Below are 25,982 nucleotides of genomic sequence, written 5' to 3'. Positions count from 1 at the left end.
TCAATCGACGATAATAGATGGAGATGTCGAGGTCAACGGGATCGCCTGGAGCACCGGGTCCAGCACGTCCGGGTTCAGGCGGTAGTACACCCATGTGCCCCGGCGTTCGCACGCCAGGACGCCCGCCTCGCGCAGCAATCTCAGGTGGTGGCTGATGGTCGGACCGGTGACCCCGAATTCCGCCGAGATGGCGCAGACGCACGCTTCCCCGTCCGGCTCGTGCGCGAGCAGCGACACGAGTCGGAGACGGATCGGGTGGGCAAGGGCCTTGAGGGTCTTCGCGAGTTCCTCGGCGTGGCGGACGCTGATCGCGGCCTCGGCGCCCATCACCCTGTCCCGACGCGGTCCATGCCTCCCACCAGCGCGGCCACCTCGGCGATCGCCTCGGGAACAGCGCGGTAGTACACCCAGGTGCCTCGCCTCTCCCGGGCGACCAGCCCGGCTTGGTGGAGGACTTTGAGGTGGTAGCTCACCGTCGGCTGGGACAGGCCGAAGGCGTTGGTCAATTCGCAGACGCAGGCTTCGCCGTCCTTGTGGGACAGCACGATGCTCAACAGCCGCAACCGGACGGGGTCGGCCATCGCCTTGAACAGTCCGGCGAGGTAGTCGGCGCACTCCGCGCTGATCGCCACGCCTTCGTCCGTCATCCGCAGCACCCAGCGGGTTTGACGGCCCGCACGATCGCGCCGTGCATGCCGTCGGCGACCGGGTGGGTGGCCTCGATCGTCGGCTCGACGAATCCGGCCTGGAGCAGGCCCTCCCGGTATTCGGTGAACGACAGGGCACCCGCGATGCAGTCGGCGTGGCCGCCGCGTCGAGCACGCTCCGCCGGGGAGAGCCGGTCGTCGGCGACGACGTCGCTCACACCGAGCCTGCCGCCCGCGCGCAGCACGCGGAACAACTCGCGGAAGACCTCCTGCTTGTCGACCGACAGGTTGATGACGCAGTTGGAGATCGCGACGTCCACCGAGTCCGAAGGCAGCGGTATCGCCTCGATCGTGCCCTTGAGCAGTTCGACGTTGTGCACGCCCGCGAGCGCGACGTTCTCCCGTGCGCGGCTGAGCATTTCGTCCAGGAAGTCGAGCCCGTAGACCTTTCCGGTCGTGCCGACCCGGCGGGCGCTGAGGATGACGTCGAGACCGGCGCCGCAGCCGAGGTCGAGCACGCGGTCGCCCGGACCGAGTGCCGCGACCGCCGTGGGGTTGCCGCAGCCCAGGCTCGCGAGCAGCGCCTGTCCGGGCACCTCGTCGGGGTTGACGTCGGCGTAGCGGGCCACCCCGAACACGGTCACGTCCGACGGGCCGCAGCAGGTCGTGGCCTTGGCCGCGTAGTGCGCCCTGACCTGCTCGACCAGATCTTCCCTCTCGACGGTCATGACCTTCCCACCTCCGCGGCGAGTCGATGCAGTGGTCGTGGATAGCCGGGCTTGAACGCCGACGCCGGGGCGCCCCGCGACCCGGTGCCGAACCGTTCGTCGGCCGCGCCGACGGCCTCGGCCACGAGTCGGTCGAGTTCCTCCGGTTCACAGGCGATCCGGGCGTTGAGCACCACGCGGAACGTCCGCACCGGGTCCGGGGTCTCGACGTCGACCACGGGCTCGACTCCGGTTCCGGTGATGCCGAGCTTCGTGAGGCCGGAGGAGGATTCGAGAGACGCCTTCGCGTGTCCGACCAGCCAGTCGCGGACGGCGCACTCCTCGCCGATCCGGCGCAGCACCGACCGGCCCCAGTCCACCGGCAGCACGTCGCCGGCGGCTTCGACGTCGAAGGTCCGGTTCTGCCAGGCCAGCGCCGCCTCGGCCGCCGCGTACCGGTCGTAGTCGACTTCGAGGTCCCGGCCCTCGGCGGCGTCGACGCTCCACTCGGCGACGAGCCGGTCGAGGCCCAGGCCGGTCAACGCCGAGCAGACCAGCACCCTGGCGTGCGGGAAGTGCTCGCGCACGGCTGCCTCGGTCACGTCGAGGTGGGCCGCGGGCACCACGTCGGCCTTGCCGACCACGATCACCTCGGCGTCGTCGAGCTGCCGCCGGTACAGGTAGGTCATGTCGGTGTCGGGCTCACCGCGTTCCCACACGCGGGCGAACGCCCGGAAGCGCAGGGGGTCGGCGACCGCAGTCAACGGCGCGACCGCGAACGTGTTCCCGTAGTAGCGGCGAAGCGGTCGGATGACGGTGGCTTGGAGGTCCGTGCAGCTGCCCACCGACTCGGCGATGATCGTGTCGGGCCGGTGCTCCTCGACGATCTCGCGGACCACGTCGACCAGGTCCTCGAACCGGCAGCAGAAACACCCTCCGGTCACCTCGCCGACGGCACCCAGGGCGCCGCGCGCCAGCTTCGTGTCGACCAGATCGTCGCTCTGGTCGTTGGTGACGACCGCGACCCGGCGGCCCGCGGCCTCCAGCCGCCTGGCCACCGCCAGCATCGTGGTGGTCTTGCCCGCGCCGAGAAAGCCGCTGAGCGCGATGAATCTGATCAACTCTTCCGCCCTCCGCCGAACACCTCGTGCCTGGTCCGTCCGAACTCCGCCAGCCGGCCGGCGACCCGCTCGCGCAGACCGGTGTCGGCCACCACGAGCCCGGTGGTCACGGCGCGCGGTGCGCAGCCCCGCAACGCCTTCGCCTGGTGCGCGCCGGCTCCGTACTCGACGAAGCGCAGGCCCTCGTCGTACGCCTCGCGTACCGGTGCGTCGAGCACCAGGCCGAAGTACACGCCGCTGCGGTCGCCCAGAACCGCATAGTCGAAGCCGGCCCATTTCAGGAACAGCCGGTCGCCTTTGCGGATCGCCACGCACACGCCGACCACCGCGCCGTCCTTGCGGGCCAGGTGACAACGCACGTCGGCGCCCGCGTCGAGCAGTGCGGTCAGGATCGTCTCGATGTGCGAGGGTTCCTCGCCCGCTCCGTTCTTCTCCCGGTTGAGGCAGGTCAGCTCGGCGATCCGGCCCACGAACGGCCGGATCTCCTCGCCGGTCACCCGGGAGAGGTCGACCCGCGCCGCCGAGACCCGGTCGAAGTCCTCGGTGATCCTGCGACGTCGTTTCAGGGGAAGGGCTTCGAGGTGGCTCTCGTAGTCGGTGGCGTCCAGTCGGAGGAAGTCCTCGTAACCCCAGAACGTCGTGCTTCCCCCCACCGCACCGAACGAGCCGGCCAGGTGCTCGTTCCCCAGGCGATCGGGAATCCACGGCGCGATCACCGACCGGACGCCCTGGGCCAGTGCCGACTCGACCGCGTTGCCCAGCAGCGTCGGGAACAACGACCTGGTCCAGAAGGTGAACGCGGCCTCCGTCCGATACCCCAACGGCGAACCGAGCACGAGCACGGGGAAGAACGGCGCCAGGCCCAACGCGTCGATCTCGGCGACGGTGTCGGAACAGACCGAGGTGCCGCAGCACACCTCCTGCCCGGACGCGGCCTGCCACCCGAGGTAGGTGCGCGGATCGAAGTCGACGGCGGGAGGCCCGTCGAAGACGAACCCAGGCAGGTAGGCGATCTCACCGCGGCCTCGACGCGCCACCGTGTGCCACGGTCCGGCTTCCGGCAGCGCCTTCTCGGTGGCGCGCAACCAGGTGGGGCCCAGGTACGGCCACGCCTCTTTCAGATCACCCTGCTCCCAAGGCCAGTCACCGTCGGGCAGCGTGGTGCCCGACTCCACGACGACGCGGTGCGAACCACTCATTCGGCAGCCTCCCGGGTCTCAGCACTTGACGCAGCAGCGCACCTTGCCGACGTCCTCCGCGTCCTGGCGGCGACGCAGCCACAGCTCCTCGACCCGACGGTCCGGGTGCGTCCACTCGACGAAGAACCCGCGGTCGACGGTGTCGACACCGTCCAGCCACGGAGAGCCGAGCAACGGCGATCCCTTGAACAGCAACAACCTTGTCTGCAACGCCGTGGGATCGGTCGTCCGCTCCAGCCCGGTCTCGGCGAGGAAGTCCTCGAAGGTCAGCAGTTCCTCGTAGCTCACCCACGGCGTGAACGGGATGAAGGTCGGGTTGAGCGCGAACCCGAGCCGGTCGGCCTCGGCGATCGCCCGCCGGGTGTCCCCCAGGTCGATGCCCTTGTCGAAGATCCGCAGGATACGGTCGGACGGGAACTCAAGCGCCGACGTCACCCGCCGCAGGCCCAGCTCGACGAAGCGTTCGAGTTCGGCCGTGTAGTCCAGGATGTGGTCGACCCGGGTGGTCATCTCGAACGTGCACGGCCCGACCTCGGCGACGATCCGTTCCGCGACCTGGATGCCGAGCCTGCGCGAGTTGAAGAACTCCGCGTCGATGAAGCAGAAGTGCCGTACGCCCTCGTCGGCGAGCTGGAGGGCATCCCGCACCACCGCCTCGGCCTCGATCGGCGCGATCCCGCCGTCGTAGGCGCCGTAGACCGAGCAGTAGGTGCACCGGTGGTGGCAACCACGAGTCGCCTCGATGTTGCCCATCAGGCCGTACCGGGTGTGGTGGGCGTGGTAATGCACCAACGAGGGGAACAGTTCGCGGGCAGGCTTGGTGTACGCCAACCGGCGGTGCGGAGGGCGTGGCGCCATGCCCCACGAACCCCTCAGCGCCGGCACGTTCGCAAGTTCACCGGACACCAGTTCCCGTGCGACCCGTTCCGGTTCCTCGAACAGCACCCCGTCCGCCTCGTCGAGGAACGCGGCGGAGTTCATCTGGGCATACTGGCCGAACACGATCGTGCGGGAAGCCCGGTTCCTCAGCCGACGGACGAGGTCCAACCCGCGGGCCAGACCCTCGAACTGCCCCACGCCGACCAGCGCGAGATCGAACCGGCCCACCGGTTCGGGACGGGCGAAGAGGTGGGCGTCCCATGCTGTCACCTCGGCACCGACTTCACTCAGTGCCGCCGCGGCGCACGCGGAGGCCAAGGGCTGCATCTCGGCTTCGAACGCCGATACGACCAATACCTTCCGCTCCGTCAAGATCCCTCCCCGAATCCTACGAGTGGCACAGAGTTTCGACCCCTGTCGCGAGACATGTCAATGCTTCGATATAGGCGGACGGGTGGTGTTGATTAGAGGGATGTCTAATCAGGTGCTCAGCGGAGGACGAGGAAGATCAATGCGGCCACGGTTCCCGCGAATGGCGGCGTCACAATCCAAGCGATAGCGAATTGTCGGACGGTCTTCCCGTTGATCCGCCGTACCGCCGTACCCGCCGAGCCCGCGATCGCACCCGTCGACACCTGCGTCGTGGACATCGGCAGCCCCGCCCACGCGCCGACACCCACCAGCGCGGCGGTGGTCAGGTTCGCGGTGAAACCCTCCCGGTGGCTCATCGTCACGACGTCCTCGGCCAGCCGCTTGGCGATCCGGAGCCCACCCGCGAGTGAACCGACCGCCATCGCCACTGTCACCACCACGAGGATGTGCCAGGTCGCGAACCCCGCGGGCACCAGTGCGGCGGCACCGATGGCGACGATCTTGGGCGTGTCGTTGAGCCCACGCGCGAAACTGGCCAGGCCACTGGTGGCCCAGTGCGCCCGACCCACGATCGCGTCGACCACCCGGCCCCGCGCCACGTCCGCCCGCGCGGAGCCGGGCACATCCACTCGTCGACGCCGGACACGGCCCAACGCGGCGAGCGCCGCCGAGACCGCATACGCGGCAAGCACGCTCGACAACAGCGGTTGGACCACTTTCGGCAACAGGGCGGACCACCGGACGGAGTCGGCGGCCAGCATCGTCCCGGCTCCGACCAGCGAACCGACCAGGGCGTGCGTCGTCGACACCGGGAGCCGCAGCAGCGTCGCCACCGCGACCCAACCGGTCGTACCGACGAGGACGGCGATGGTGAACTCCGTCGTCGGAGCCACGGACACGATCCCGGTGGAGAACAAGGCGGTCATCCGCGTCGCCAGCGTCAGTGACACCACACACCCGACGAGCGTCGCCGCCGTACCCCACAAGATCGCGACGCGGTAGTTCGTCACTCCCGCACCCACGAGAGTCGCCACACCCTTCGGCACGTCATTGCTCCCATTGGCGGCTGCCAGGAATGCGATGAGTGTCAGCACCAGTACGAGACCCATACGAATCACCCCCAGAGCTGCGAAACGCTACCTTCGCGGCATCGTGGGCGGCAATATTTCGATAAGCTTCTAGATAGAAGGACGTGCAATTTGTCCGACGGCATCCGGGCGCCATGTCGAAGTTGGCCGGTTCATGGCCGCCCGAATATGTCGCACTCCGGCCAAGGCTGTGGGCGACCTGGTCTACGGACAGGCGCCGTCGGGGAGTCCGGCCGCGACAGCCGCAACCGGATCAGCGCGGCACGCCAACTCCCTGCGCGGTGCTGGGTGCCTGGTCAGCGCCTGTCTTCGAGATCGCCCAAGCGGGGGACTGTAAAACGTTCGGTTCTGTCGCTGATTGCGTGATCAATGACTTGAGGTCAAGGGCAGATGGCGGATCCGGGGCGGTTATCGGTTGAGCAGAATCCGCTTGCGCAGCAGGGCGAAGCCCGCTCGCCCGCAGGTCTGCCGCTTGAGCAGCTTGATCTTGTTGACGACTCCTTCGGTGGGACCGTTGCTGTGGGGCAGGGAAAGTCCGGCGACCACGGCGTCGTCGTCCTTGCGCAGACCGTGGACGAAGCGGTGCAGAGCGGGCAGGTCGTCGGCCAGGACCGCGTCGATCCAGGCATTGAGGTCCTGTCCTCGACGGTGGGTCAGGATTACGGCGAACTCGCGGATCCGCTGGGCGAGCGTCGTCATCGGCGGGCAGCCGGTGATCAGGTCGTCGAGATGGCGGCGATGATGCCCGGGCAGGCTCTCCGGTTTGCTCGTCGGCCAGGTGACCAGGCGTCGTGGCGAGGGCGGGACGCGGTCGGGTTCGGCGCGGCCTTGTTCGAGGTAGCGGACCAGGAGGTTGGCACTGCCGGGGTAGCCCAGGACGCGGATCCCGGCGAGCAGGTGGGTGACAGGGACGTCGGGTTGCTGCGCGAGGCGGCGGCGCAGGTGGCCGCGGTAGGGGTCGACCATGCCGCGCCGGTAGGGCGGCGGGCGTCGCAACTGTTCGGCGGAGGGAATGCGGGCGTAGCGCTTGACCGTGTCGAGTGACACGCCAAGGCGTCGTGCGCATTCCAACAGTCCGACGCCCTGGTCCAGCAGGCCGTGGACCGCCGCGTGCCGCTGCAGGGTCCGCTCCTCCGCGGTCTTCGTGCGTCGCTCCGGTCCGACGTACCACCATGTGCTGTGCGCGGTCACGGTCTTCTCCACCGCTGCGACCAGGTTGTCCCACAGGTGCCACCGGTCACCGATCCGGACCGCGTCCGGGGCGCCTTGGCGAACGGCCTCGGCGTAGGTGGCCGAGCCGTCCCGGCAGACCATCCTCACGCCGGGATGCGCACACAGCCACGCGCTCAGGGTCGCGGCCCTGCGGTCGGGCAGCACGTCAACGCGGCGGTGGGTGACCGCGTCGATCGGCACGGTCGCGTAGCGGCGACCGCGACGCAGGGCGAAGTCGTCGACCCCGAGCACCTCCACCACCCCGACCGGTGGATCGGGCAGGGCGTGCACCAACCGCAGCAGCGTGCTTCGACTGGAAGGCAGTCCGGGACCGGCGGCCAGGCGCGCCCCGGTTCTGCCCGCCGACATCAACCCGATGCGCTCCGACGCGGTGCGCGACAACAGCGTACGGCGCGCGTGCCCTACGGTCAGACCGTCGACCTGCTCGACGAACGTCTCCAACGCACAGCCCTGGTCGTCGCAGAAGAACCGACGCACCCGTAATCGCAGCACCACCGGCCTGCCACCGGCGCATCGTCCAGCTTCCGGTCATAGCGGCTGTGCACTCGATCTGACCGGACACCACAGGAAGGGCAGCGCGCGGTCTTCACCGTTGTGCACGCCCAGATCCGCACGCCCGCCGAGGCCGGCTCGACTCGCTCCACCACCACGTCAGCAAGGTGCGGAAGCAGGGCTGCCAACCAGTCACGACCACACCCGACCATGATCACAGACCCGCTATACCTGCCGGCAGCCACCCGAACTCGTTGATCACGCAATCAGCGACAGAACCGAACGAGATTGACAGACCCGCAGTTCAGCGGGCTTTTCGTGTGCTCTTGCCGATCTTGGATGCGGTTGTGGGGGTAGCGGAACGATTCTCGGGCTTGTGGCGGCAGTTCGGCTTCATGGCGACACCGTCACGGCTGCGGTGGGCGGACTACCGTGATCGGTAGTCGGATGTCAGTCGTCGATCCGGCCCGTGTTCGAAGGACCGCCCAGCGATCCGTGTCGACCCGCCCCGCTTCACGACAACCTCGCGCGGATGGCCGTTGCCTGTGACCGGGCTGACCTGTGCCACCTTGTGACCGACGGTGAGGTGAGCGTCGTCGCGTCGGGTGGAGGCCTTTCCGCCGACGTGGAAGAGGTGTTGGCCCGGCTTGACGACGGCCGCTTCTCCCACCGGGTCACGGTCTACCGGGTCGGCGCGACGACGCTGTTCGGGCTGGGCGCCTCCTACCGGAACGGCGAGCACGACCGTGGGGATCGTCGGGTCGTGTTGCTGACCGAGCACGACCTGACCGACCCGGTCGTGCTCGCGTTGTGTCTGGTCGTGGCCGGTCTCGATCGCGGATCCGTCGTGCTTGGTGTGCCCGTTTCCCTGACGACGGCGCGTGTGGACGAGGCGGTGCTCGACCTGAGGGCGCGGTCTGTTGCCCGGCAGCGCGAACTCGGGCACGGTTCGTCGGCTTCGAGTGGTGCGGACGTGCCGCCCTGGCCCGTTCCGCGTGCCGGACACCTGGTGGACGGGCTCGGAGACGACCTGCTTCCCGACGTCGACCTGTATTCGTGGGAGGGGCGGCACACCGCCGCGCGCCTGCGTCGGTGGGCGGCGCTGTTGGCCGCGCGTGCGGAGTTCCAGAGTCCGTGGGACAACGACCGCGAGTTGTCCGGCCCGGACTACCGGCTGGTGCGCCTGCGGTTCCTGGTTGTCGCGACCAACACGCTCGTCGTGCCGCACGGCACGGTCCACGACGGGGATCCCGGCTCCGACGAGTTGGACGACCTGTTGTCGGCCGCGTTGCGGCGCCGTTCGTGGGAGACCGCTGTGCGGATCGACGCCGTCCAGACCACCGCCCTGGGCGGGGACGACGCCGTGCCGTAAGCCCGCGGAACTCGGGAGCGGATCGGCCTCGGTGGTGGGCCCGCGAGTGCGGTGTCCCCCTGATGTGCCGCGGCCCGTGATGGAGGGGCCGCGCAGGGAACGTGTGTCGGGTGGCGAGGACGCCGACCGGTTCTTCGGGTGGGCCGCGGTGGTGGACGGGACCGCCCCGGACGTCGATCTCCGGACACGGTCCGAAGTCCGTCGTGATCAAGGTGAACCGGAGCGGTGCCCGGGCCGTGTAGTGGCGCGAGAACCTGCCCGGTGGACCGGGCGGGTCCGGCTCGGCGCACGACGAGACTTCGTCCCGGTCCCCAGGAAGGCCAGGTCATGACCGCGCCCGAAACGCCCCTCGCGTCCCCTCCCGGCATGGACATCACCGAGGAGAACAAGTTCAAGGGCTCGATGTTCGTCGAGGCCTTCGACGGCCTGATCGACTCGATCGGGTCCGATGCCGAGTCCGAGACCGAGCGCGTCCTGGACATCACGTTCAACGCGATCGGTGCGGCGTCCTCGGTCGCGATGATCGTCACCGATCCGTTCGGCAGCATTCTCGGTGCCGGGATCGGGTGGTTGATCGAGCACATCACGTTCATCCGCGAGGGGTTCGACCAACTCATGGGTGATCCGGCGAACATCCAGGCGAACGTCGAGGCGACCAAGCGGCAGGCTGCCGAGATCCGGGTGTTGGCCGAGGACCACAAGCAGGGGCTGGCCACGTTCGACGGCTGGACCGGGACGGCGTCCGAGCGGTTCCAGGCGAGCATGACCGCGATGGGGCAGGAGCTGGACGACCTGGCCGGTGCGGTGGAGACGAAGGCGAAGGTCGTCGCCGTCACCGGGATGTTGGTGACCGTGCTGCGGGACATCGTCCGCGACATGATCGCGCAGTTCCTCGGTTCGCTGATCGGCGGTGCCCTGACCGCCGCCGCGGCGATGGTCCCCACCGCGGGCGCGTCGATCCCGGCGTTCATCGGCTACGCGGTCGGGCGTGGTGTCGCGTTGGCCTCCAACATCGCCTCGCGCATCGCGAAGCTGGTCGGGGCGCTGGGGCGCAACCTGGGGCGGGTCGGGAAGCTGGACGACATCGTCAAGATGATCAGTAAGGGGTGGGAGCGGTTCGAGAACATCGCCGATGTCGCGGAGATCGCCTGGGAGGGCGTCAAGGCGGTCGGTGACGTGGACGAGACGATCGGCAAGGCCAAGAAGCAGGACGACGACCAGGACGTGGTCGACAAGGCGAACAACGACGCCAAGGCGGCCAATCAGCAGTACGAGGACGCCAAGGAGGCCGAGAAGCAGCAGGCCGAGGAAGCCAAGGCGGCCAACGAGAAGCTCAACGACTCGACCAAGAAGTTGTCCGATGCCAACGAGAAGGTCGACGACGCGGCCGAGAAGGTGAACAAGGCCGCCGAAGCGGGCGACAAGGAGGCCTTCGACAAGGCCAAGGCCGAGTACGACGCCGCGAAGGCCGAGGCGGACGCGGCCCGCGCCGAAGCGGCGGACGCGGCGGACACCGCGGCGAAGGAGGCCCGCGACCTGTCCGACGCGTCGAAGAACTCGAAGGAAGCCTTGGACGCCACCAAACCCACCGACGACGCGGCGAAGCAGGCATACGAGGACTACAAGACCAAGAACCCCGGCGGCCAGGAAGACCCGGCGCGTGCGGCGGACGAAAGCGACCTGTCCGCCAAGAACGACGCAGCCAAGGCCTCGAACGCCAAGTACGAGCAGGCCAACACCGAGTACACCGAGGCGAACGCGAAAGCCGCCGAGGCGAACGCGAAGGCGCTGCGCACCGGGAGCGAGGCCGACATCGCGGCGGCGGAGCGGGCGTCCCGGGACGCCGAGGCGGCGGGGGCGAAGGTCGAGTCGGCCGCGACCGAGGCCAAGACGTCCGGCGAAGCGGCCAAGAAGTCCTACGACGACTACAAGGCCAAATACCCCTCAGGGGAACGGGAAACCAAGTCCGACGCTCCGTCGGTCCAGATCTAGGAAACCGGGAGAGAACGGCCCATGGCTCCCAAGAACCCGGGTGTCGGCAACCCGAACCCGAACCCGTCCGGCCCGACCTCGACACCCACGTCCGGACCGACCCCGCCACCGCCGCCCGTGGGCGGACCGACGGGCGGGACCGGGTTCGGCATGAGCAGTTCCACCCTGGAGGGGTTGCAGGCCAAGGCGGGCGGCTTTCAAGACCGGTTGTCCGGGATCTCCAACGGCTTGCGCGGCTTGCAGTTCGCACCCAACGCGTTGGGGCCGATCGGTCTGTTCATGGTGCCCGCGCTGAACGAGTCCAACGCGAACACGGTGACCCAGGCCCAGCAGGCGGCCACGACGTTCGGCAACGTCCAGGCGGGTTTGAAGGCGACCCACGAGACGCACGTCCTCACGGACGCCAACAGCGGCAAGGAACTCGCCAAGATCAACCCGGACTCCGGTGCCTTACGGCCTCCGGGGCAGCCGGGCGGTCTTCCGCCCGGTGGTGCGAAGAACGGCGGACCCGCGGTGACGAAGCCCGTGGGGCCGAAGGGCGGTGGCGGGCCGGGCGGGACCGGTGGGACCAAGGGGACGACCGGGCCTTCGGTCGCGCCGACCACCGCGCCCAGGGGCGGTGCGGGTGTCGGTCCGGGCGGCGGTGCGAAGGGTGCGACAGGTCCCGCCGTCGGTCCGGTGACGAGCCCGAAGGGGAACGCCGGAGTCGGCGGTCCCGGTGGTGCCAAGGGCGGGGTGAACCCGTCGGGTGTCGGGCCGGTGACCACGCCGAAGGGCACCGCCGGTGGCGGGCCGGGCGGGCTGAAGGGCGATGTCGGCGTCCCGGGTGTGGTGCCGCCGAACGGGCCGAAGGGCAACGTAGGCGGGGGACTCGGCGGTGCGAAGGTGCCGAGCGGCACCGGATCCGTCGCCAAGGGTGGTGCGGGGAGCATTCCCGGTCGCTTGAAGGGCACCGGTCTTCCGGGACCGGACGGGTTGCCCGGCGTGCCGGGCACGGTGCCCGGTGGGACGCCCAAGGCCGGCGTGCCCGACGTCGGGACGTCCAAGGTCGGGGTACCCGCGGTCGGGACCCCCAAGATCGACACCCCCAAGATCGACGTGCCCAAGGCCGGGACCCCCAAGGTAGACGTGCCCAGGTTCGGGGCGCCCGAGGTCGGGACGCAACTGCCCGGCGGGTCGAAGACGCCGGGTGCTCCCGGCATCCCGGGTGGCGGCGGTGTTCCCGGTGGTGTGCCTGGAGGCAAGGGCGGTGGTGGCGGCGGGTTCACGCCCGGCGGGGCGACCATGCCCACCGGCGGCGTGAACGAGGCAGGTGGGACGAACCTGCCACCCGGCGGGAAGACCGCCGCCGTCGGCGGAACGGGACCGCTGCCCCCGGTGGACGGCAACCCGACTGCCGGCAAGGCGGGCGGTGGTGGTACGCCGCCGGGTGGTGCCCTGCCGCCGGGTGGTGCGCCGGGCGGATCGCCCGGTGGTGCGCCGGGTGGGGTGTCCGAGCGCACGAGCAAGTACGCGGGCGGTCCGGGCAAGAACCTGTTCGGCACGCCCGAGTCGAAGGTCGGCAACGGCGACATCACCAAGGCGCCCAGGGATTCCTCGTCCACCCCGCCGCCCGCCCCCAAGCCGACGGACCGGTCGCCGAGGGTCCCGCGGTTGCCCAAAGCCCCCAAGGGCAAGGGACAGGACACGGACGCGGATCCTGGCAAGAAGCCCGTCGAGAACCCGGGCAAGGAGAAGGCGGGCGGGTCCAAGTTCCCCTTCAAGCTCCCGTTCACGTCCGGCAAGAAGACCCCCGAGTCCCTGCCGATGGAACCGCTGGGCACCAAGCCCGACACGACCACCGGCGGCGCGGACCAGAACACCCCGAACACGCCCGTGATCACCGTCGAGCCGCCGAACCCCGGCGGAAATCCGAACGAGAACCCGAACGAGAACCCGAACCCGGTCGACGACGAGGACACCGGCCCGACGAAGGTCCTGCCCTCGAAGAACCTGCCCGACTTCTTCCAGAGCGGCCAGGCGCTCGGGGCCATCGCCGTCACCGGTGTCAACGGCGCCCCCGCGGTCGCCGCCGCCGTCACCGCGCTCCTCCCGGTGAACCCGAACGCCACCCCGGTCGGTGTCGACCGGATCGAGAGCGCGCTCGGCGACAGCTTCGAGACCTTCCTGGGCGACGGCCGCAGGTTCCCGATCAAGGTCGGCGACAAGTGGTTCGAGGCGAACGTCAAGGTGAACCTCGACACCCCGCCCCACGACGCCGACGTGATCTCCAAGCCCGCCGGCAAGACCAAGGTCGACTTCACCGCCAACAGCGGCACCACGGCCAATACCACCACGACGGTGGCGACGGCCGGCGAGATCGCGCTCAGCGGCACGGCCGGGCAGCAGGTCGGCGCCTACGGCTCGGTGGGGGTCAAGGTCGGGCTCGCCCGGCCCGCCACGTCCGCCGCCGTGCAGACCGGCACGGTCGACCAGCGCGCGATCCGGTCGGGCGAGAACTCCACCATCGCCACCGTCCCGGTCACCTACGACATCACCCTCACCGACGCGACCGGCGCCGTCACCGGGACCGTGACGGTCACCCCCACCCCGGTCACGCCCGTGGACGTCACCCTTCAGATCCCCGACGAGCTGACCGGGTTCACGCCGCCCGACCAGGGCGGCCCGGTCACCCCGGAAGCCGACTGGGGCACCAGGATCGAGCACCCGGCACCCGAGGCGGTCACCGACGTCGACAGCGCGACCGCGTTCGACAACGTGGCCGCCAAGCTCCACCCGTCCACCACCAAGCTCGGCGCGCCGGGCCGGACCGCGCTCCAGGACTTCCTGAGCCCCACCACGATCCGCGACAACCTCGGCGCCATGCTCGACGGCTGGGTCACCTCGCCCGACCTCGTCAGCCCGAACGCCGGCCACGCCACCGCGGTGCAGATGACGGCGACGCTCCAGGACGTCGAGCTGGTCGGTACCAACAAGAACGCGCAGCTGCGGCTGCACGACATCGCGACCACCACCACCGGCATCGGCGCGAACACCAAGAGCGGGTTCGACGTCTCGGCCGGGCTCGGCGGCGGTGTGCAGGTCTCCGGAAAGCTGGGCGGCACGGCGGGCGTCGTGGGCGGCTACTCGGCGAAGGTCACCGAGTCGTCCAACGCGGGCACCAACAGCGGCAACCGCTCCGGTGTCCAGGTCAAGACGACCACCGGCATCTACAAGGTGACCACCCTGCTGGAGGTGCGCACGCCGAACGGCGCGAGCGTCCAGGTCCCGGCCACCTCCTACCTGCGGATCGGCCTGCCCGAGGCCGCCGCGCAGGGCCTGCCGGTCGGCGACGGGCCGACGGGGCTGACCAAGCCGGGCACCGAGGGCACCAGGTTCGAGCCGCCCTACCTCGCCGCCGACCTGGCCGCGGGCAACATCAAGGTCGGGGAGTTCACGGCCGCCGCCGACGTGCAGGCCCAGGTCGAGACGGCGCTGAAGAACCTGCCCGGCTTCGGGAAGTTCCTGCCCACCTGGAACGACCCGAACGGCAACCCGCGCAAGAACTCCGGGTTCGCCGACCTGGTGGAGCAGTTGGGCAACCAGCGCAAGCTGGCCGCCGAGCTGTCGCCCACCGCGTTGAAGGCGAAGATGGACAGCCTGCTGGGACCGGGCGTCCAGGTGCAGCTCAAGAAGCAGGGCCTGGCCACCAACGACTTCGTCAACATCAGCGTGAAGGCCCAGCTGACCAACGGCACCCACCTGGGGCAGGTCGACGGCCACAACGTGCGGAACTGGGGCGGCGGCGGACCGCGCCTGGACAGCTCCACGACCACCCAGAAGGGCTGGAACCTCGGCGTCGAGGCGAAGATGACGATCCCGACGAAGCCGGGGTCCACCAGTCTCACCCCCACCCCGAACGTCGGCGCCAAGTACAACGACAACACCTCGGTGAAGACCACGGCCGGCCCGTCGGTGAGCAGCTCGGGGCTGAACGTCGGCGCGTCCAACGCCCAGGTGTTCCAGCACGACGTGACGTTCGACATCGAGATCACCGAGTTCAGCCGCAACCGCGCGTGGGTCAAGCGGATCACGCCCGGCATGCCGGGGGTCGACGTGCCGACGCCGACAGTCGTCGCCAAGACCGGTGGCGCGCCGAACGCGGCGACGATCCCGCCGATCGGCGGCAAGGTGAACCTGTGGGCGTCGGACAGCTCGACGTTCGACACCGACCCGAAGGACTTCACGCCCCAGGCCCCGGTGACGACCGCGATCGCCGCACCACCGTCGATCAACACCCTGCTCACCACCCCGCCGACCAACCCCGTGCCGGAGATCCTGCACGTGGAGGCGGTGGCGAACACCCAGGCGGTGAAGGACGCCGCCATCCAGGCGCTGAACACCGCCGCCGGCGGAGACTCCTCGCTCACGCTGCCCGGCACCCCGGCGCGCAACCAGATCGACAAGATGTTCAGCCCCGAGGTCATGAAGGCCAACCTGCCCAGGATGATGGAGACCGGCGCCCAGGAAGGCGGTCTGAAGTACGGCCGCCGGATCAACGACCGGACCGGGGCCATCGGCGTCAAGATCGAGCTGAGCCAGCCCAAGCTGATGTCCATTTCGGACAAGACCGGCATGGAGAACACCACCGGCGGCGGGTTCAAGGCCGCCGACAGTACTGTCGACGTCAAGTCCGTCGACCTCAACGCCGGTCTGAACCTGCCCGCGAAACCCGCGTCGAACGCCACCGGCCAAGGCGCGGTCGGCGTCGGCGCGAAGTGGACGCCGTGGTCGAAGTCCTCCACCACCGGTGCGGAGGTCGCGGGCAACGTGGACCGGGTCAAGATCACCCCGGCGAGCGGGCGGACCGTGCTGGTGCAGATGGACGCGGCGGTCACGGTCGTCGGCGAGAGCCGGGCCGGCAACACGGTGCTCAAGGGCACGCCCTCGGTGGCCGGCAACAAGGTCGACCTGCCGGGCGGTGTGTTCGTGCGGATCAGCGAGGACGCGGCCAAGAAGCTGGGCGTGCTGGCCGACACCTCCGCACCGCCGTCGAAGGTCGGGGAGATCGCGCCGCCGCCGATGCTCGGCGCGAACGAACCGGGCTCGCTGGGCCTGGGCATGATCGACAAGATGCCGGACAACCTGTCGAACCTGGTGCCCGAGCTGACCGCGAACCTCGCCAAGCTGGGCACCGACCTCATGCCGCCCTCGGTGCTGGACGACTCGATGAACAACCTCCAGCGCCTCGTGGACCTGACGTCGCCGACCTCCGTCAAGGCGTTGATGGACAGCGCGCTGGACGGTGGCATCCCGTTGCTGGTGCACAAACCCGGCACCTTCGGCAAGGACACCTACCAGGTCACCCTCAAGGCGACCACGGGAACGCCCAGGTTCACCGGCATGGCCAACGACGGCGTCGATGTCGAGCACATCATCGCCGGCAGCACCAAGGCCACGCAGGGCAAGGGCAGCGCCTCCGGCTGGGGGCTCGGACTCAAGACCCCGGGAGCGGGCCTGCCGGGCGGTGCGAACCCGAACCTGTCCAACACCTCGGCGGGCGCCTCGGTCGCGGTGAACGTCGCCAACACCACCAACACCACCGTCACCGACTCCACCGCGAACCAGGTCGGGCACAAGCGGGTCGGCACCGGGCCGGTCGCGAAGTTCGACGTGCCCGTGCGGTTCGAACTGGTGGTGGAGAAGGGGACCAGCCCTCGGCCCATCGCGACGGCGCGGACCGGGCCGCAGAACATGGGCATCCGGCTGCACGCCGACAACCAGAAGATCTCCGGCGGCACGCCCCCGCCCGCGCACAACCCGACGCGGACCACGCGGCCGAAGGCCGAGGCCGCGAACGCGCCCGCCTGGCAGCAGGGCGGCAACGCGGCCACCCTGCCGCCGTCCGCGTCGGTGGAGACCCTGCGTGGTGCGAAGGACCTGCGGGACGCGGCGATCGCGGCACTGGGCGCGGCGGGCGCGAAGTCCGGCCTCACCGGCAAGGGCACCGGTTCGCTCAACGCGCTGTACTCGGCGCTCAGCTCGGAGAACCTGCAACCGCAGCTGCCCGGGATGCTGACCGGGCCGATGAGCGTGCCCGGTCTGCACGAGGCCGCGCTGACCACGAGCCAACACGCGGACGTGAAGGTGTTCGCGAAGCTGGTCAACCCGAAGCTGGCCGGGTTGAGCGACGGGGTGAAGCTGGAGAATCCCAGGACCACGATCACCTCGACGTCCAGCGATGCCAAGAAGTCCGAGGTGAACGACGTCGTGGTGGGCGGCGTGACCGGCGGTCTGAGTTCGAAGGACCCCGCCACCACGTTCAGCACGCCCGGCGGCGAGGTCAAGCACGCGGGCGAGGTGTCCGACGCCGGGGCGTCCGGCACGCAGCACAACCAGGTCAACGACCTCAAGCGGGAGGGGCGCACCGGGCTGGTCGGGTTCGACGTGGAGTACCGGATCGTCGCCGACCTCGGCAAGGGCAAGGTCGGCGTGGTCGACCTGTCGGTGCCGAACTCCGCGCAGGTGCGGATGCCCGCGCCCGAGGCGCAGACCGTGCTGGGCAAGCAGTTCGACGACCTGGGTGCCGTGCAGGACGCCGTGAAGGCCGCCGCCGGGGACTGGCGCAAGGCAGAGGCCGCGGTGGAGAAGGCGGAGCACGAGGCCCAGCAGGTCATCGGTGAGCTGAAGAACGACATCGACCAGGCCGTCGCGGATCTGAAGGAGGCGCAGGCGAAGTTCGACAAGGCGCAGACCGACCTCGCGGCGGAGCAGGCCAAGCTGCCGCCGTTGGAGACGAAGTTCGGGGACGCGCAGAAGAACTTCGGCGACGCGGGTGCCGCGCTCGACGCGCGGAACAAGGACCTGGCCGACGCCCTCGACCGCAAGACCGGCGCCGAGCAGGACCTCGCGGCGGCCCAGGCGGACGTCGGCAAGGCCGAGCAGGCGTTGGACGGCGCGAACAAGGCCGTCGAGGCGGGCGTGAAGGACGTCGAAGCCGCGGAGCAGGCCGTTGCGGACGCGAAGAAGGCGCTGGCCGACCACCTCGCCGACCGGCCCGCACCGCCCGAGGGCCAGGACCCGGGTCCCGATGCGACCGAGCAGGCGCTCTCGGCTGACGTCGTCGGCGCGGAACAGGCGTTGGCGGGGAAGAACACCGCGCTCGTGGACCTCGCGAAGAAGCTGCCGGAGGCGCAGAAGGACCTCAAGACCGCCCAGGGGAAGCAGACCGACGCCGAGCAGGACGTCAAGGCGGCGGACATCGCGGTGGGCGACGCGCAGGCCCTGTCCGACAAGGCCAAGGCCGCGTTCGACAGCGCGCGCACCGACCTCGACGCCGCGGGGAAGGCGTTGGACGGCGCGCAGCAGGCGGTCGACGACGCGCAGGGCGTGTTCGACGGCGCCGAACAGGGGCTGGGCAACGCCAACGACGCGAAGCGATACCTTGATCAGCAGGTGGAGGCGGCCAAGGGCGCGGTGGCCGGGTTGCGCGACGCGGCGGACGTGCGGCAGCAGGCGTGGTGGGACGCGAAGCTGACGATCGACCAGGAGATCGCGGGCTTCAACAACACCCTGCCCGGTCCGCCGCCCACCGAGGTCGCCACCACGACGAACCCGGAGGACGGCAACCCGCCGCCCGAGCAGGACCCGTCCAAGTCGAAGCCGACCCAGTCCGACCAGGACCCGCCCAAGCCGAAGCCGACGACCCCGCAGCCGAAGCACGACCCGCAGATCGGCTCGTCCAAGCAGCAGCCGTCCCCGTCCGCCCCGGGCACCCGGTCCCTGCCGTCCACCGCCACCGCACCGGACCCCGGATCGGGCTGGTTCTACCCCGACACCCCGGCGTCCCCGGAAGGAGTGGCCCAGGCCCGCGAGAACACCCCGCCGACCTCGTGGGTCCGCGGCGAGGACAGCGGGGTGCTGTCGAGTTCCACGATCGGCCCGACCGGGGTGGACATCCACGGGTGGCGCAGCCCGATCGCCTACGACGTCCGGAACCTGGACGTCGACGGCACGAAGGTCAAGGACTTCACCGTCAAGCTGCACCTCGACCCGAACGGCAACGCCGACCCCGCCCAGCTCGCCGGGATCGAGGACCGGGCGCGGCAGGGTGTGGCGGAGTTCTTCAACCAGGGCAACAAACTCCCCGGCGGCGAGCAGTTCAACGTCACCGTCGAGTTCACCGACACCGCCGCCGACGCGCACGGCACGATCCTGATCGGCGGACCCGACGGCCGCGCCGACCAGCTCAACTGGCCGGTGGACACCGACCCGCGCCGGCTCGCCCACGAGGTCGGTCACTTCCTGGGCCTGCACGACGAGTACTACGAGACCGACGCCGTGAAGCCGATCTTCCAGCACCAGGACGGCAAGGGCCGCGTGCGGAACGACAACGGCCCCATGACCGCCGGGATCGACGCCCCGGACGCGTCGCTCAAGCCGCGCAACCTCGTGCTCGTCGAGAACCGCCTGCACGCCCTGGAAACCTTCACCCCGCCACGGCCGGAGCCGGACCCGGAAGCGGACCGCGCGATCGCGCGCGAAGCGGTCCGCGCGCGGTTGCGGGCGCGGCTCGAACAGGGCATCCGCGAGTTCGACCGGCAGCGGCAGGAGTACATGACCGGCCTGCAACGCCACCAGGAATCGGAACGCTGGCACCGGTACGCGGAGATCCGGCGCGCACTGGCCCGCGATCCCCGCGCCTTCGACCCGAACCAGGTGTGGAACACCCTGCTGGCCGAACAGCGCGACACCTGGGACCGCCACCGGCGGCAGGCCAACGAGCGGCGGCAGTGGGCGGAACGGCGACTGCGCGCCGAGTTGGAGAACGAGCGGCGGCGTGCCGAGGCGGAGTACGAACAGAGCGTGCGTGACCGGGGCACGGCGTACGCCTGAGGAGGGGATTTCGTGGCGGTCGACTCGCCCCATCGGACGGCGGGGGAGCGGTCGGTACGTGTCACCGTCGTCGCCGACGAGTCGGGCGGTCAGGGCCTCGCCGATCCACCGCGGCGCGGAGACCGAGCGGACCTCGGTGATGCCCGTGACCGTGACCTGGTCGCGCCACAGTGCGGCGAGACCACGTCTCCGGTGCCGCGGTCGAACTCGAACACCGGTTCCGGCCTGGTGTCGTCGATCATGTTCCATCGCTCGGTGGAAGGGCTACCGGCCGGTGACCTGCCGTCGAGGTCCGCTGTCCGCGTTCGCTCATCGGAGTCATCGGTGATCGCGACGGCCTTGGCGCCGTGTGATCACGGTTCGACGGTAGGCTGACCGCCGGAAACGGGTCGTCGATGTGATCGGAGGCGGGCGATGGACGTACCGCGCACGCTCGCCGAGAAAGTCGACTACCTCATCCGCACGGTGCACCCCCGGGACCGCAAGCCGTTCACGCACCCCGAGATCGCCGCCGCGACCCAACTGTCGACGGGTTTGCTGTCCGCACTCCGGTCGGGCAAGAACGTCAACCCCACCAAGGAGACGGTGGAGCGGCTGGCGCGGTTCTTCGGCGTGCCGGTCGCCTACTTCTTCGACGACCAGACCACGGAGCAGGTCGCCGCGCAGCTCGGCCTCGCCGCCGCCATGCGTGACGTCGGCATCGCCCACGCGGCCACCCGCCTGGTCGGCCTGTCCGAAGGCAGCCTCGACGCCGTCGCCGCGTTGACCGAACAGCTGCGCCGCCTCGAAGGGCTCAACGATCCCGAGGCCGGCGCGCGGTGAAGCGGCTGTTCCGGCGCCGGTCGAAGGTCCTGCCGACGATCGGGCCCTATGACGACGTGCGCGAGCTGTGCGAATCGCTCGGCGCGCGACGAGGCCGCGTGATCGAACTCGTCGCCATGCCGCTGAGCCCGCTCGGGATGTCCGGCCTGTGGTTGGCCGCGGCCGACGTCGACATCGTCTGCTACGAGTCCGGCACCTCGCGTCCGCACCAGGACCACATCATCCTCCACGAACTCGGGCACATCCTGTACGGGCACGCGCAGGCCACCGAGGTGGCCGACGCCCTGGCCCCGATGTTCACCGCGCTGGATCCCGGCGTGTTGCGCGTGATGCTCGCCCGCCGGCACCACACGTTCGGCGAGAACGAGGAACGCGAGGCCGAGGATTTCGCCTACGCGACGCTGGCCCTGAGGCGCGACCCGAACGACACCACCCCGTTGATGCGTGCCTTGGAGGGCTGAGTGCGCGCGGCGAACGTCGTCCACCTGATCGTGATGCTGCTCGTCGGCGTCGCGGTGGTGACCCGATGGCAGGCCATCCGCCGGGACTCCGGCGACCCCGCCAAGCGGGCGGTCTTCCTGGGACTTCTCCTGTTGGAGGTGGCGTTCGCGCTCGGCCTCCCCCCGATCTACCGCGGGGTGTTCCGGGTGTTGGGCGAGGTGCCCGCGTTGCCGCAGCTCCTCCAGCACGCCGCGTTGATCGGCGCCTGCCACTACGCGACGACCTTCGCCCGAGAGTCCGTGGAGCCGGGCACCCCACGTCCGCGGTGGCACCGGTGGGTCCTGCCGGGCGCGCTGGTGTCGCTGGTCGGGCTGTACCTCCTCGGACCGTTGCGCCGAGGCGAGCTGAGCCAGGGCTGGCAGGGCTCGGACGACCCGCTGGTGATCGGCTACGTCATGACGTGGTTGGCGTGCTGCACGTGGGCCGTGGGCGACGTGCTGATGCTTGCCTGGCGCAACCGCATGATCCGACCCGCGCCGATGCGGCTGGGCCTGCGACTGGTGGGCATCGGATGCCTGCTGGGCATGGCCCACACCGCGCACAAGGTCTTGTACCTGGCTCTCGGCCTCCTCCACATCACCGTGCCGTGGGACGAAAGCGGGCCCGACGGCCTCCAGATCTTCCTGCTGGCACCGTCGTTCACCTGCATCGCCGCGGGCATGCTCATCACCGCGCAGTCGTCCCGGATCGCCCGCCGCAGGCAACGCCGTCGCCTGATCGCGAGCCTCGCACCACTCGCGGACGTGGCCCGTGCGGTCATGTCGGGCACCGCGTCGCGTTCCCGGGACACCCCGCACAGCCAGGTGATCGTCATCCGGGACGCGCTTGTCGGGCCGTTGCGCTCGTACCTCGACGACGTGGTGTACCGGCGTGCGCACGCGGCGGCTCTCGAGGCGGGGCACGACGCGGAGGAGGCTGCCGTACGGGCGGAAGCGGCGTGCGTCGACGCGGCCGTCCGCGAATGCGGCACGGCCCTCACCGGGCGACGGGCGGTTCCGCCGATGACGTACGCCGCCGACCTCGACTCGGACGCCCTGTGGCTGGCCAGGGTCAGCGCCGCGCTCGTGGAACTGCGCTCTCGCGCGGACGGTCACGTCGTCGTCGATCGCAGGTAGTCCCGGTCACGACCACCGCGGCCGGACTCGCCTACTCGGCCGGCGGTTCGTGGACGGTGAGGTCGCCGTAGGTCGACAGGGTGGCGTTCAGGTCGGTGGACTTGTCCCGCAGGACCGCGTCCAGGAAGGCGAGGGTGGTCGCCGCGACGACACGTGGGCTTTCCGTGCGGCCCAGCGAGCCGACGATCGACGGCACGGGCGGCAGGTACAGCGGGCCGTCCATGAACGTGAGGTGCGCGGTGTCGGGGATGGTCAGCCGGTAGCTCTTCCCGGTGCTGTGCGTCAGCGCCTCAGTCAGGCGGGACAGGTAGCGCGGGTCCGTGTCCGGGGTGACGGTCTGGGTGAGGGCGAGCGCCGGCTGGGTCAGGTCGGGCGTGGTCGGGCCGTGGGGGTAGCCGTCCAGGTCGATCACGGCGGCGAACCGCCGGTCCTGCCTGGCTGCCTGGAGTGCCGCGGCGCCGCCCATCGAGTGCCCGGTCACGGCGGTGCGGGTGAGGTCCAGGTGGTCGCTCAGCGGGGTGGGGCCGGCCAGGTGGGTCAGGGTGGAGACCAGGTCCGCGGCGCGGATCGCGGTCCAGTCGGCGGCGAGCTTCTCGTCCTGGTCGCGGTCGCCCGACGAGATGGTCTTCGTGGTGATCATGCGGCCGTCCGCCAGGACCACGGCGGCCGAGTCGTACAGGTGGTCCAGGGCGGCGACCACGTAACCGCGGCTCGCCAGCTCTTCCGCCCAGGCGGTGTTCTGGGTGCGCACACCGCCGGCGCCGGGGGAGAACAGCACGACCGGGAAGCGGCCGTCGGCGACCCGGGCGTCCGGGACGGCGTGGGTGCGGGCGCGGGGGACTCCGTCGACCAGGAAACCCGGCAGGCCGACCCCGCCCGCGATGGCCTCGGCGACGGTGTGCGCCTCGGCCTCCGTGCGGCCGAGGTACTGGGCGCGCGGGGCGTCCGCGGCGACGTCCTCGGCGGGGTACCAGAGCTGGGCCACGATCGTGCGGTGGTCCCCGGGGTCCTCGGTGAAGGTCTCCGGGCGGTCCGGGTCGGTCCACTCCAGAACGCGGGTGCCGACCGCGTGGTCGCCCGACGGCACGGGGAACTCGGGCACGGGGAACGCCCAGGCGGCCACCGGGGCCGTGACGACCAGGCCGGCGCACGCCAGCGTGCCCGGCAGCGCGAGCCACCAGCGGGCCCGGCGCGCGGGGCCGCGGCGCAGGACGGGGGAGAGGGCGAACGGCAGCGCGAGGGCGGCGCCCGCCAGGGCCGGCACCAGCTGCCAGCGCGGTCCCGCCACCACGAGCGTGATCGCGGACAGCAGGAACACCGCGGCCGTCACGACCGTGACGCGGGGTCGGGCGGGCAACGGGAGCCAGCGCGCGGCCACCAGCACCGCGGCGCTGAGGAGGACAAGGAGTTCCAGCGGGGACATGTGCAGTCCCGTGATCAGCTCGGTCACGGGGTAATCGTCGGCTCCGGGCAGGCGTGACCACATCGCTCCCGGGTCCTCTTCGGACTGCCACCGGCGGCGGAACGCGCGGCCGGGCCCGGTGCGATCCGGGTGGCAGTCGGACAGGCCGGATCGGCGGTCGGAGTGCTACCGCGGGAGGTGCCGGGATTCCTACCGGGGTCGCAGTGCCGTCAGCCGGTGGTCTCATGTGCTCGACGGGTTCGCCGCCTACCGTGGTGCGGTGACTCCGATCGGGGGCGAGGCGGCCGGCGACCACCGGGTGCCGGCCGCGCTGTGGGACTCGTTGCCGGTGGTGCTCTTCCTGCTCAACGTGCTGACCACGCACCCGCCCGGCGAGTGGCCGGTGGCCGTGACGCTCACGGTCGCCGCCGCGTCGCCCCTGGTGTGGCGGCGGCGCGCGCCGCTCGTGGTGTTCGCGCTCGTGGCGACCGCGGGGTTCGCGCAGTGGGTGGTGGACGTCCAGTTGCCGTCCGCCTTCGCCCTGCTCGTGGCGCTCTACACGGTCGCCGCGAACTCGGGCCCGCGCGTCACGCTCGTCGCGGGTGCCGTCGTGGAGGTCGGTGCCGTGCTGGCCTGCCTGCGCTGGACGGCCGAGGGCGCCTTCCTGACGCCGTTCGTCGCGGTCACCGCGATGATCGTCGCCGCCGCCGTCCTCGGGGTGAACGTGCGGACCACGAAGGCCTACCTCGAAGCCGTGCGGGACCGGGCGGCCCGGCGGGAGCGGGAGCGGGAGCGGCAGGCGCGGGTCGCGGTCGCCGAGGAGCGGACCCGGATCACCCGGGAGATGCACGACATCGTCACCCACAACCTGTCCGTGATGGTCGCGCTCACCGACGCCGCCGTCTACGCGCAGCACCGGTCGCCCGAGAAAGCCACCACCGCCATGCTCCAGATCTCCGAGACCGGTCGGCAGGCGTTGACCGACATGCGCCGGACCCTGGGCATCCTGCGCGTCGACGAACCGGACGCGGAACGCCACCCGTTGCCCGGCATCGCGCAGCTCGGCGCGCTCGCCGACCAGCTGGGCGCCGCCGGGTTGCCGACCCGGCTCGACGTCGACGGCGACCACGCCCACGTGCCCGCCACCGCCCAGCTGACCGTCTACCGCGTGGTGCAGGAAGCGTTGACCAACACCCTGAAGCACGCGCCCGCCGGTACCCGTGCGGAGGTCCGGATCCGGTGCTCGACCGAGAGCGTCGCGCTGGCCGTCGTCGACGACGGCCGCGGCCCGCTTTCGGACACGCCCGGCCACGGCATCACCGGCATGCGCGAGCGCGCGGCGGCCTACGGGGGCACGTTGCGCGCCGGCCCGCTCCCGGCGGGCGGCTGGGGCGTCCACACCCGGCTGTTCCTGGGCAGCGGCGGGACGGTGGGCGCATGACCATCCGCATCCTGATCGCCGACGACGAGGCGTTGCTGCGCATGGCCTTCGGCACGGTCCTGGAAGCCCAGCCCGACATGGTGCCGGTCGGCGAGGCGTGGGACGGCGACCATGCCGTGCGCCTCGCCCAGGAGCTGCGGCCCGACGTCGTCCTCATGGACGTCCGGATGCCGGGCACCGACGGGATCGAGGCGACCCGGCAGGTCGTCCGGCTCTGCCCGGAGACGAGGGTGCTGATCCTCACCACCTTCGACCTGGACGAGTACGCCTTCGCCGGACTCAAGGCCGGCGCGTCGGGGTTCCTGTTGAAGAACACCAGGCCCGAGGAACTGCTCACCGCGATCCGCGACGTGGCCGCGGGCGACGCCGTGGTCTCGCCGCGGATCACCCGCCGCCTGCTCGACAGGTTCCGCCCGCACCTCCCCGACGGCCGAAGCGCCGACCGCGACGAGCGGCTGGGTCGCCTCAGCGCCCGTGAGCGGGAAGTGCTCGTCCAGGTCGGCTCCGGGCTGTCGAACGCCGAGATCGCGGCCACCCTGCACCTCGCGGAGGCCACGGTGAAGTCCCACCTGGGGCGGATCCTGCACAAACTCGGACTCCGCGACCGGATCCAGGCGGTGGTCTTCGCCTACGAGAGCCGGCTCGTGCACCCGGCGTGACGGTCGGCCGAGCCCGCCCGCCGCGGCGATCGACTGGCCGGTGACCCACGCCGCGTCGGGCCGGGC

17 protein-coding genes are annotated in these 25,982 nt (G+C 70.7%); 8 read left to right on the top strand and 9 right to left on the bottom strand.

Features of this window, described 5'->3' with window-relative positions:
• The 8 genes from F4559_RS23830 to F4559_RS23795 form a co-directional block, all read right to left on the bottom strand.
• The gene (locus tag F4559_RS23830) at positions 1-327 is read right to left on the bottom strand and encodes an ArsR/SmtB family transcription factor (RefSeq protein WP_184672223.1); all 327 of its coding nucleotides are present in this window, start codon (positions 325-327) and stop codon (positions 1-3) included.
• Positions 327-647, bottom strand: coding sequence for an ArsR/SmtB family transcription factor (locus tag F4559_RS23825; protein WP_184672221.1), 321 nt, complete (start codon positions 645-647; stop codon positions 327-329). The genes F4559_RS23830 and F4559_RS23825 overlap by 1 nt, the downstream gene beginning before the upstream one ends.
• Entirely contained in the window at positions 644-1,375 is a 732-nt protein-coding gene (locus tag F4559_RS23820) for a methyltransferase domain-containing protein (RefSeq protein WP_184672219.1), read from the bottom strand. Before F4559_RS23820 ends, F4559_RS23825 begins: the two co-directional genes overlap by 4 nt.
• Complete coding sequence (locus tag F4559_RS23815; RefSeq protein ID WP_221447361.1) at positions 1,372-2,475, bottom strand: GTP-binding protein; 1,104 nt, start codon at positions 2,473-2,475, stop codon at positions 1,372-1,374. The genes F4559_RS23820 and F4559_RS23815 overlap by 4 nt, the downstream gene beginning before the upstream one ends.
• Positions 2,472-3,674: a GNAT family N-acetyltransferase gene (locus F4559_RS23810; protein ID WP_184672217.1), complete on the bottom strand. Its 1,203-nt coding sequence runs from the start codon at positions 3,672-3,674 to the stop codon at positions 2,472-2,474. The genes F4559_RS23815 and F4559_RS23810 overlap by 4 nt, the downstream gene beginning before the upstream one ends.
• Before the next feature lie 18 nt (positions 3,675-3,692).
• Positions 3,693-4,925: a radical SAM protein gene (locus tag F4559_RS23805; RefSeq protein ID WP_221447360.1), complete on the bottom strand. Its 1,233-nt coding sequence runs from the start codon at positions 4,923-4,925 to the stop codon at positions 3,693-3,695.
• 116 nt (positions 4,926-5,041) lie between these two features.
• On the bottom strand, positions 5,042-6,034 hold the full coding sequence (locus F4559_RS23800) for an inorganic phosphate transporter (RefSeq protein WP_246445320.1): 993 nt from the start codon (positions 6,032-6,034) through the stop codon (positions 5,042-5,044).
• Positions 6,035-6,421: 387 nt separating this feature from the next.
• Positions 6,422-7,741, bottom strand: coding sequence for an ISL3 family transposase (locus F4559_RS23795; protein ID WP_184672211.1), 1,320 nt, complete (start codon positions 7,739-7,741; stop codon positions 6,422-6,424).
• A gap of 583 nt (positions 7,742-8,324) precedes the next feature.
• Here F4559_RS23795 and F4559_RS23790 point away from each other — a divergent pair.
• The 6 genes from F4559_RS23790 to F4559_RS23765 all read left to right on the top strand — a co-directional run bounded on the left by F4559_RS23790 (position 8,325) and on the right by F4559_RS23765 (position 22,414).
• Positions 8,325-9,110 (top strand): hypothetical protein, encoded by a 786-nt coding sequence (locus tag F4559_RS23790; RefSeq protein ID WP_184672209.1) that lies wholly within the window; start codon positions 8,325-8,327, stop codon positions 9,108-9,110.
• 327 nt (positions 9,111-9,437) lie between these two features.
• Positions 9,438-11,102, top strand: coding sequence for a WXG100 family type VII secretion target (locus tag F4559_RS23785; RefSeq protein ID WP_184672207.1), 1,665 nt, complete (start codon positions 9,438-9,440; stop codon positions 11,100-11,102).
• Positions 11,103-11,252: 150 nt separating this feature from the next.
• Complete coding sequence (locus F4559_RS23780; RefSeq protein ID WP_184672205.1) at positions 11,253-19,976, top strand: hypothetical protein; 8,724 nt, start codon at positions 11,253-11,255, stop codon at positions 19,974-19,976.
• Positions 19,977-20,390: 414 nt separating this feature from the next.
• The gene (locus tag F4559_RS23775; RefSeq protein WP_184672203.1) at positions 20,391-20,798 is read left to right on the top strand and encodes a helix-turn-helix domain-containing protein; all 408 of its coding nucleotides are present in this window, start codon (positions 20,391-20,393) and stop codon (positions 20,796-20,798) included.
• Positions 20,795-21,259: a hypothetical protein gene (locus F4559_RS23770; RefSeq protein ID WP_184672202.1), complete on the top strand. Its 465-nt coding sequence runs from the start codon at positions 20,795-20,797 to the stop codon at positions 21,257-21,259. Before F4559_RS23775 ends, F4559_RS23770 begins: the two co-directional genes overlap by 4 nt.
• Positions 21,260-22,414, top strand: coding sequence for an MAB_1171c family putative transporter (locus F4559_RS23765; protein ID WP_184672200.1), 1,155 nt, complete (start codon positions 21,260-21,262; stop codon positions 22,412-22,414). It begins immediately after the preceding gene.
• Positions 22,415-22,445: 31 nt separating this feature from the next.
• Here the strand turns inward: F4559_RS23765 and F4559_RS23760 are convergent, their stop codons facing one another.
• The gene (locus tag F4559_RS23760) at positions 22,446-23,864 is read right to left on the bottom strand and encodes an alpha/beta hydrolase family protein (RefSeq protein WP_312865793.1); all 1,419 of its coding nucleotides are present in this window, start codon (positions 23,862-23,864) and stop codon (positions 22,446-22,448) included.
• Positions 23,865-24,096: 232 nt separating this feature from the next.
• Between F4559_RS23760 and F4559_RS23755 the strand changes: the two genes are divergently transcribed.
• Positions 24,097-25,257, top strand: a complete 1,161-nt coding sequence (locus F4559_RS23755; RefSeq protein ID WP_312865792.1) for a sensor histidine kinase — start codon at positions 24,097-24,099, stop codon at positions 25,255-25,257.
• Positions 25,254-25,916: a response regulator gene (locus tag F4559_RS23750; protein ID WP_184672196.1), complete on the top strand. Its 663-nt coding sequence runs from the start codon at positions 25,254-25,256 to the stop codon at positions 25,914-25,916. Before F4559_RS23755 ends, F4559_RS23750 begins: the two co-directional genes overlap by 4 nt.
• The last annotated feature ends 66 nt before the right edge of the window (positions 25,917-25,982 follow it).

This window comes from Saccharothrix violaceirubra, assembly GCF_014203755.1.
Classification (GTDB): Bacteria; Actinomycetota; Actinomycetes; order Mycobacteriales; family Pseudonocardiaceae; genus Actinosynnema; species Actinosynnema violaceirubrum.
This window is presented reverse-complemented; position numbering and strand designations above follow the sequence as displayed.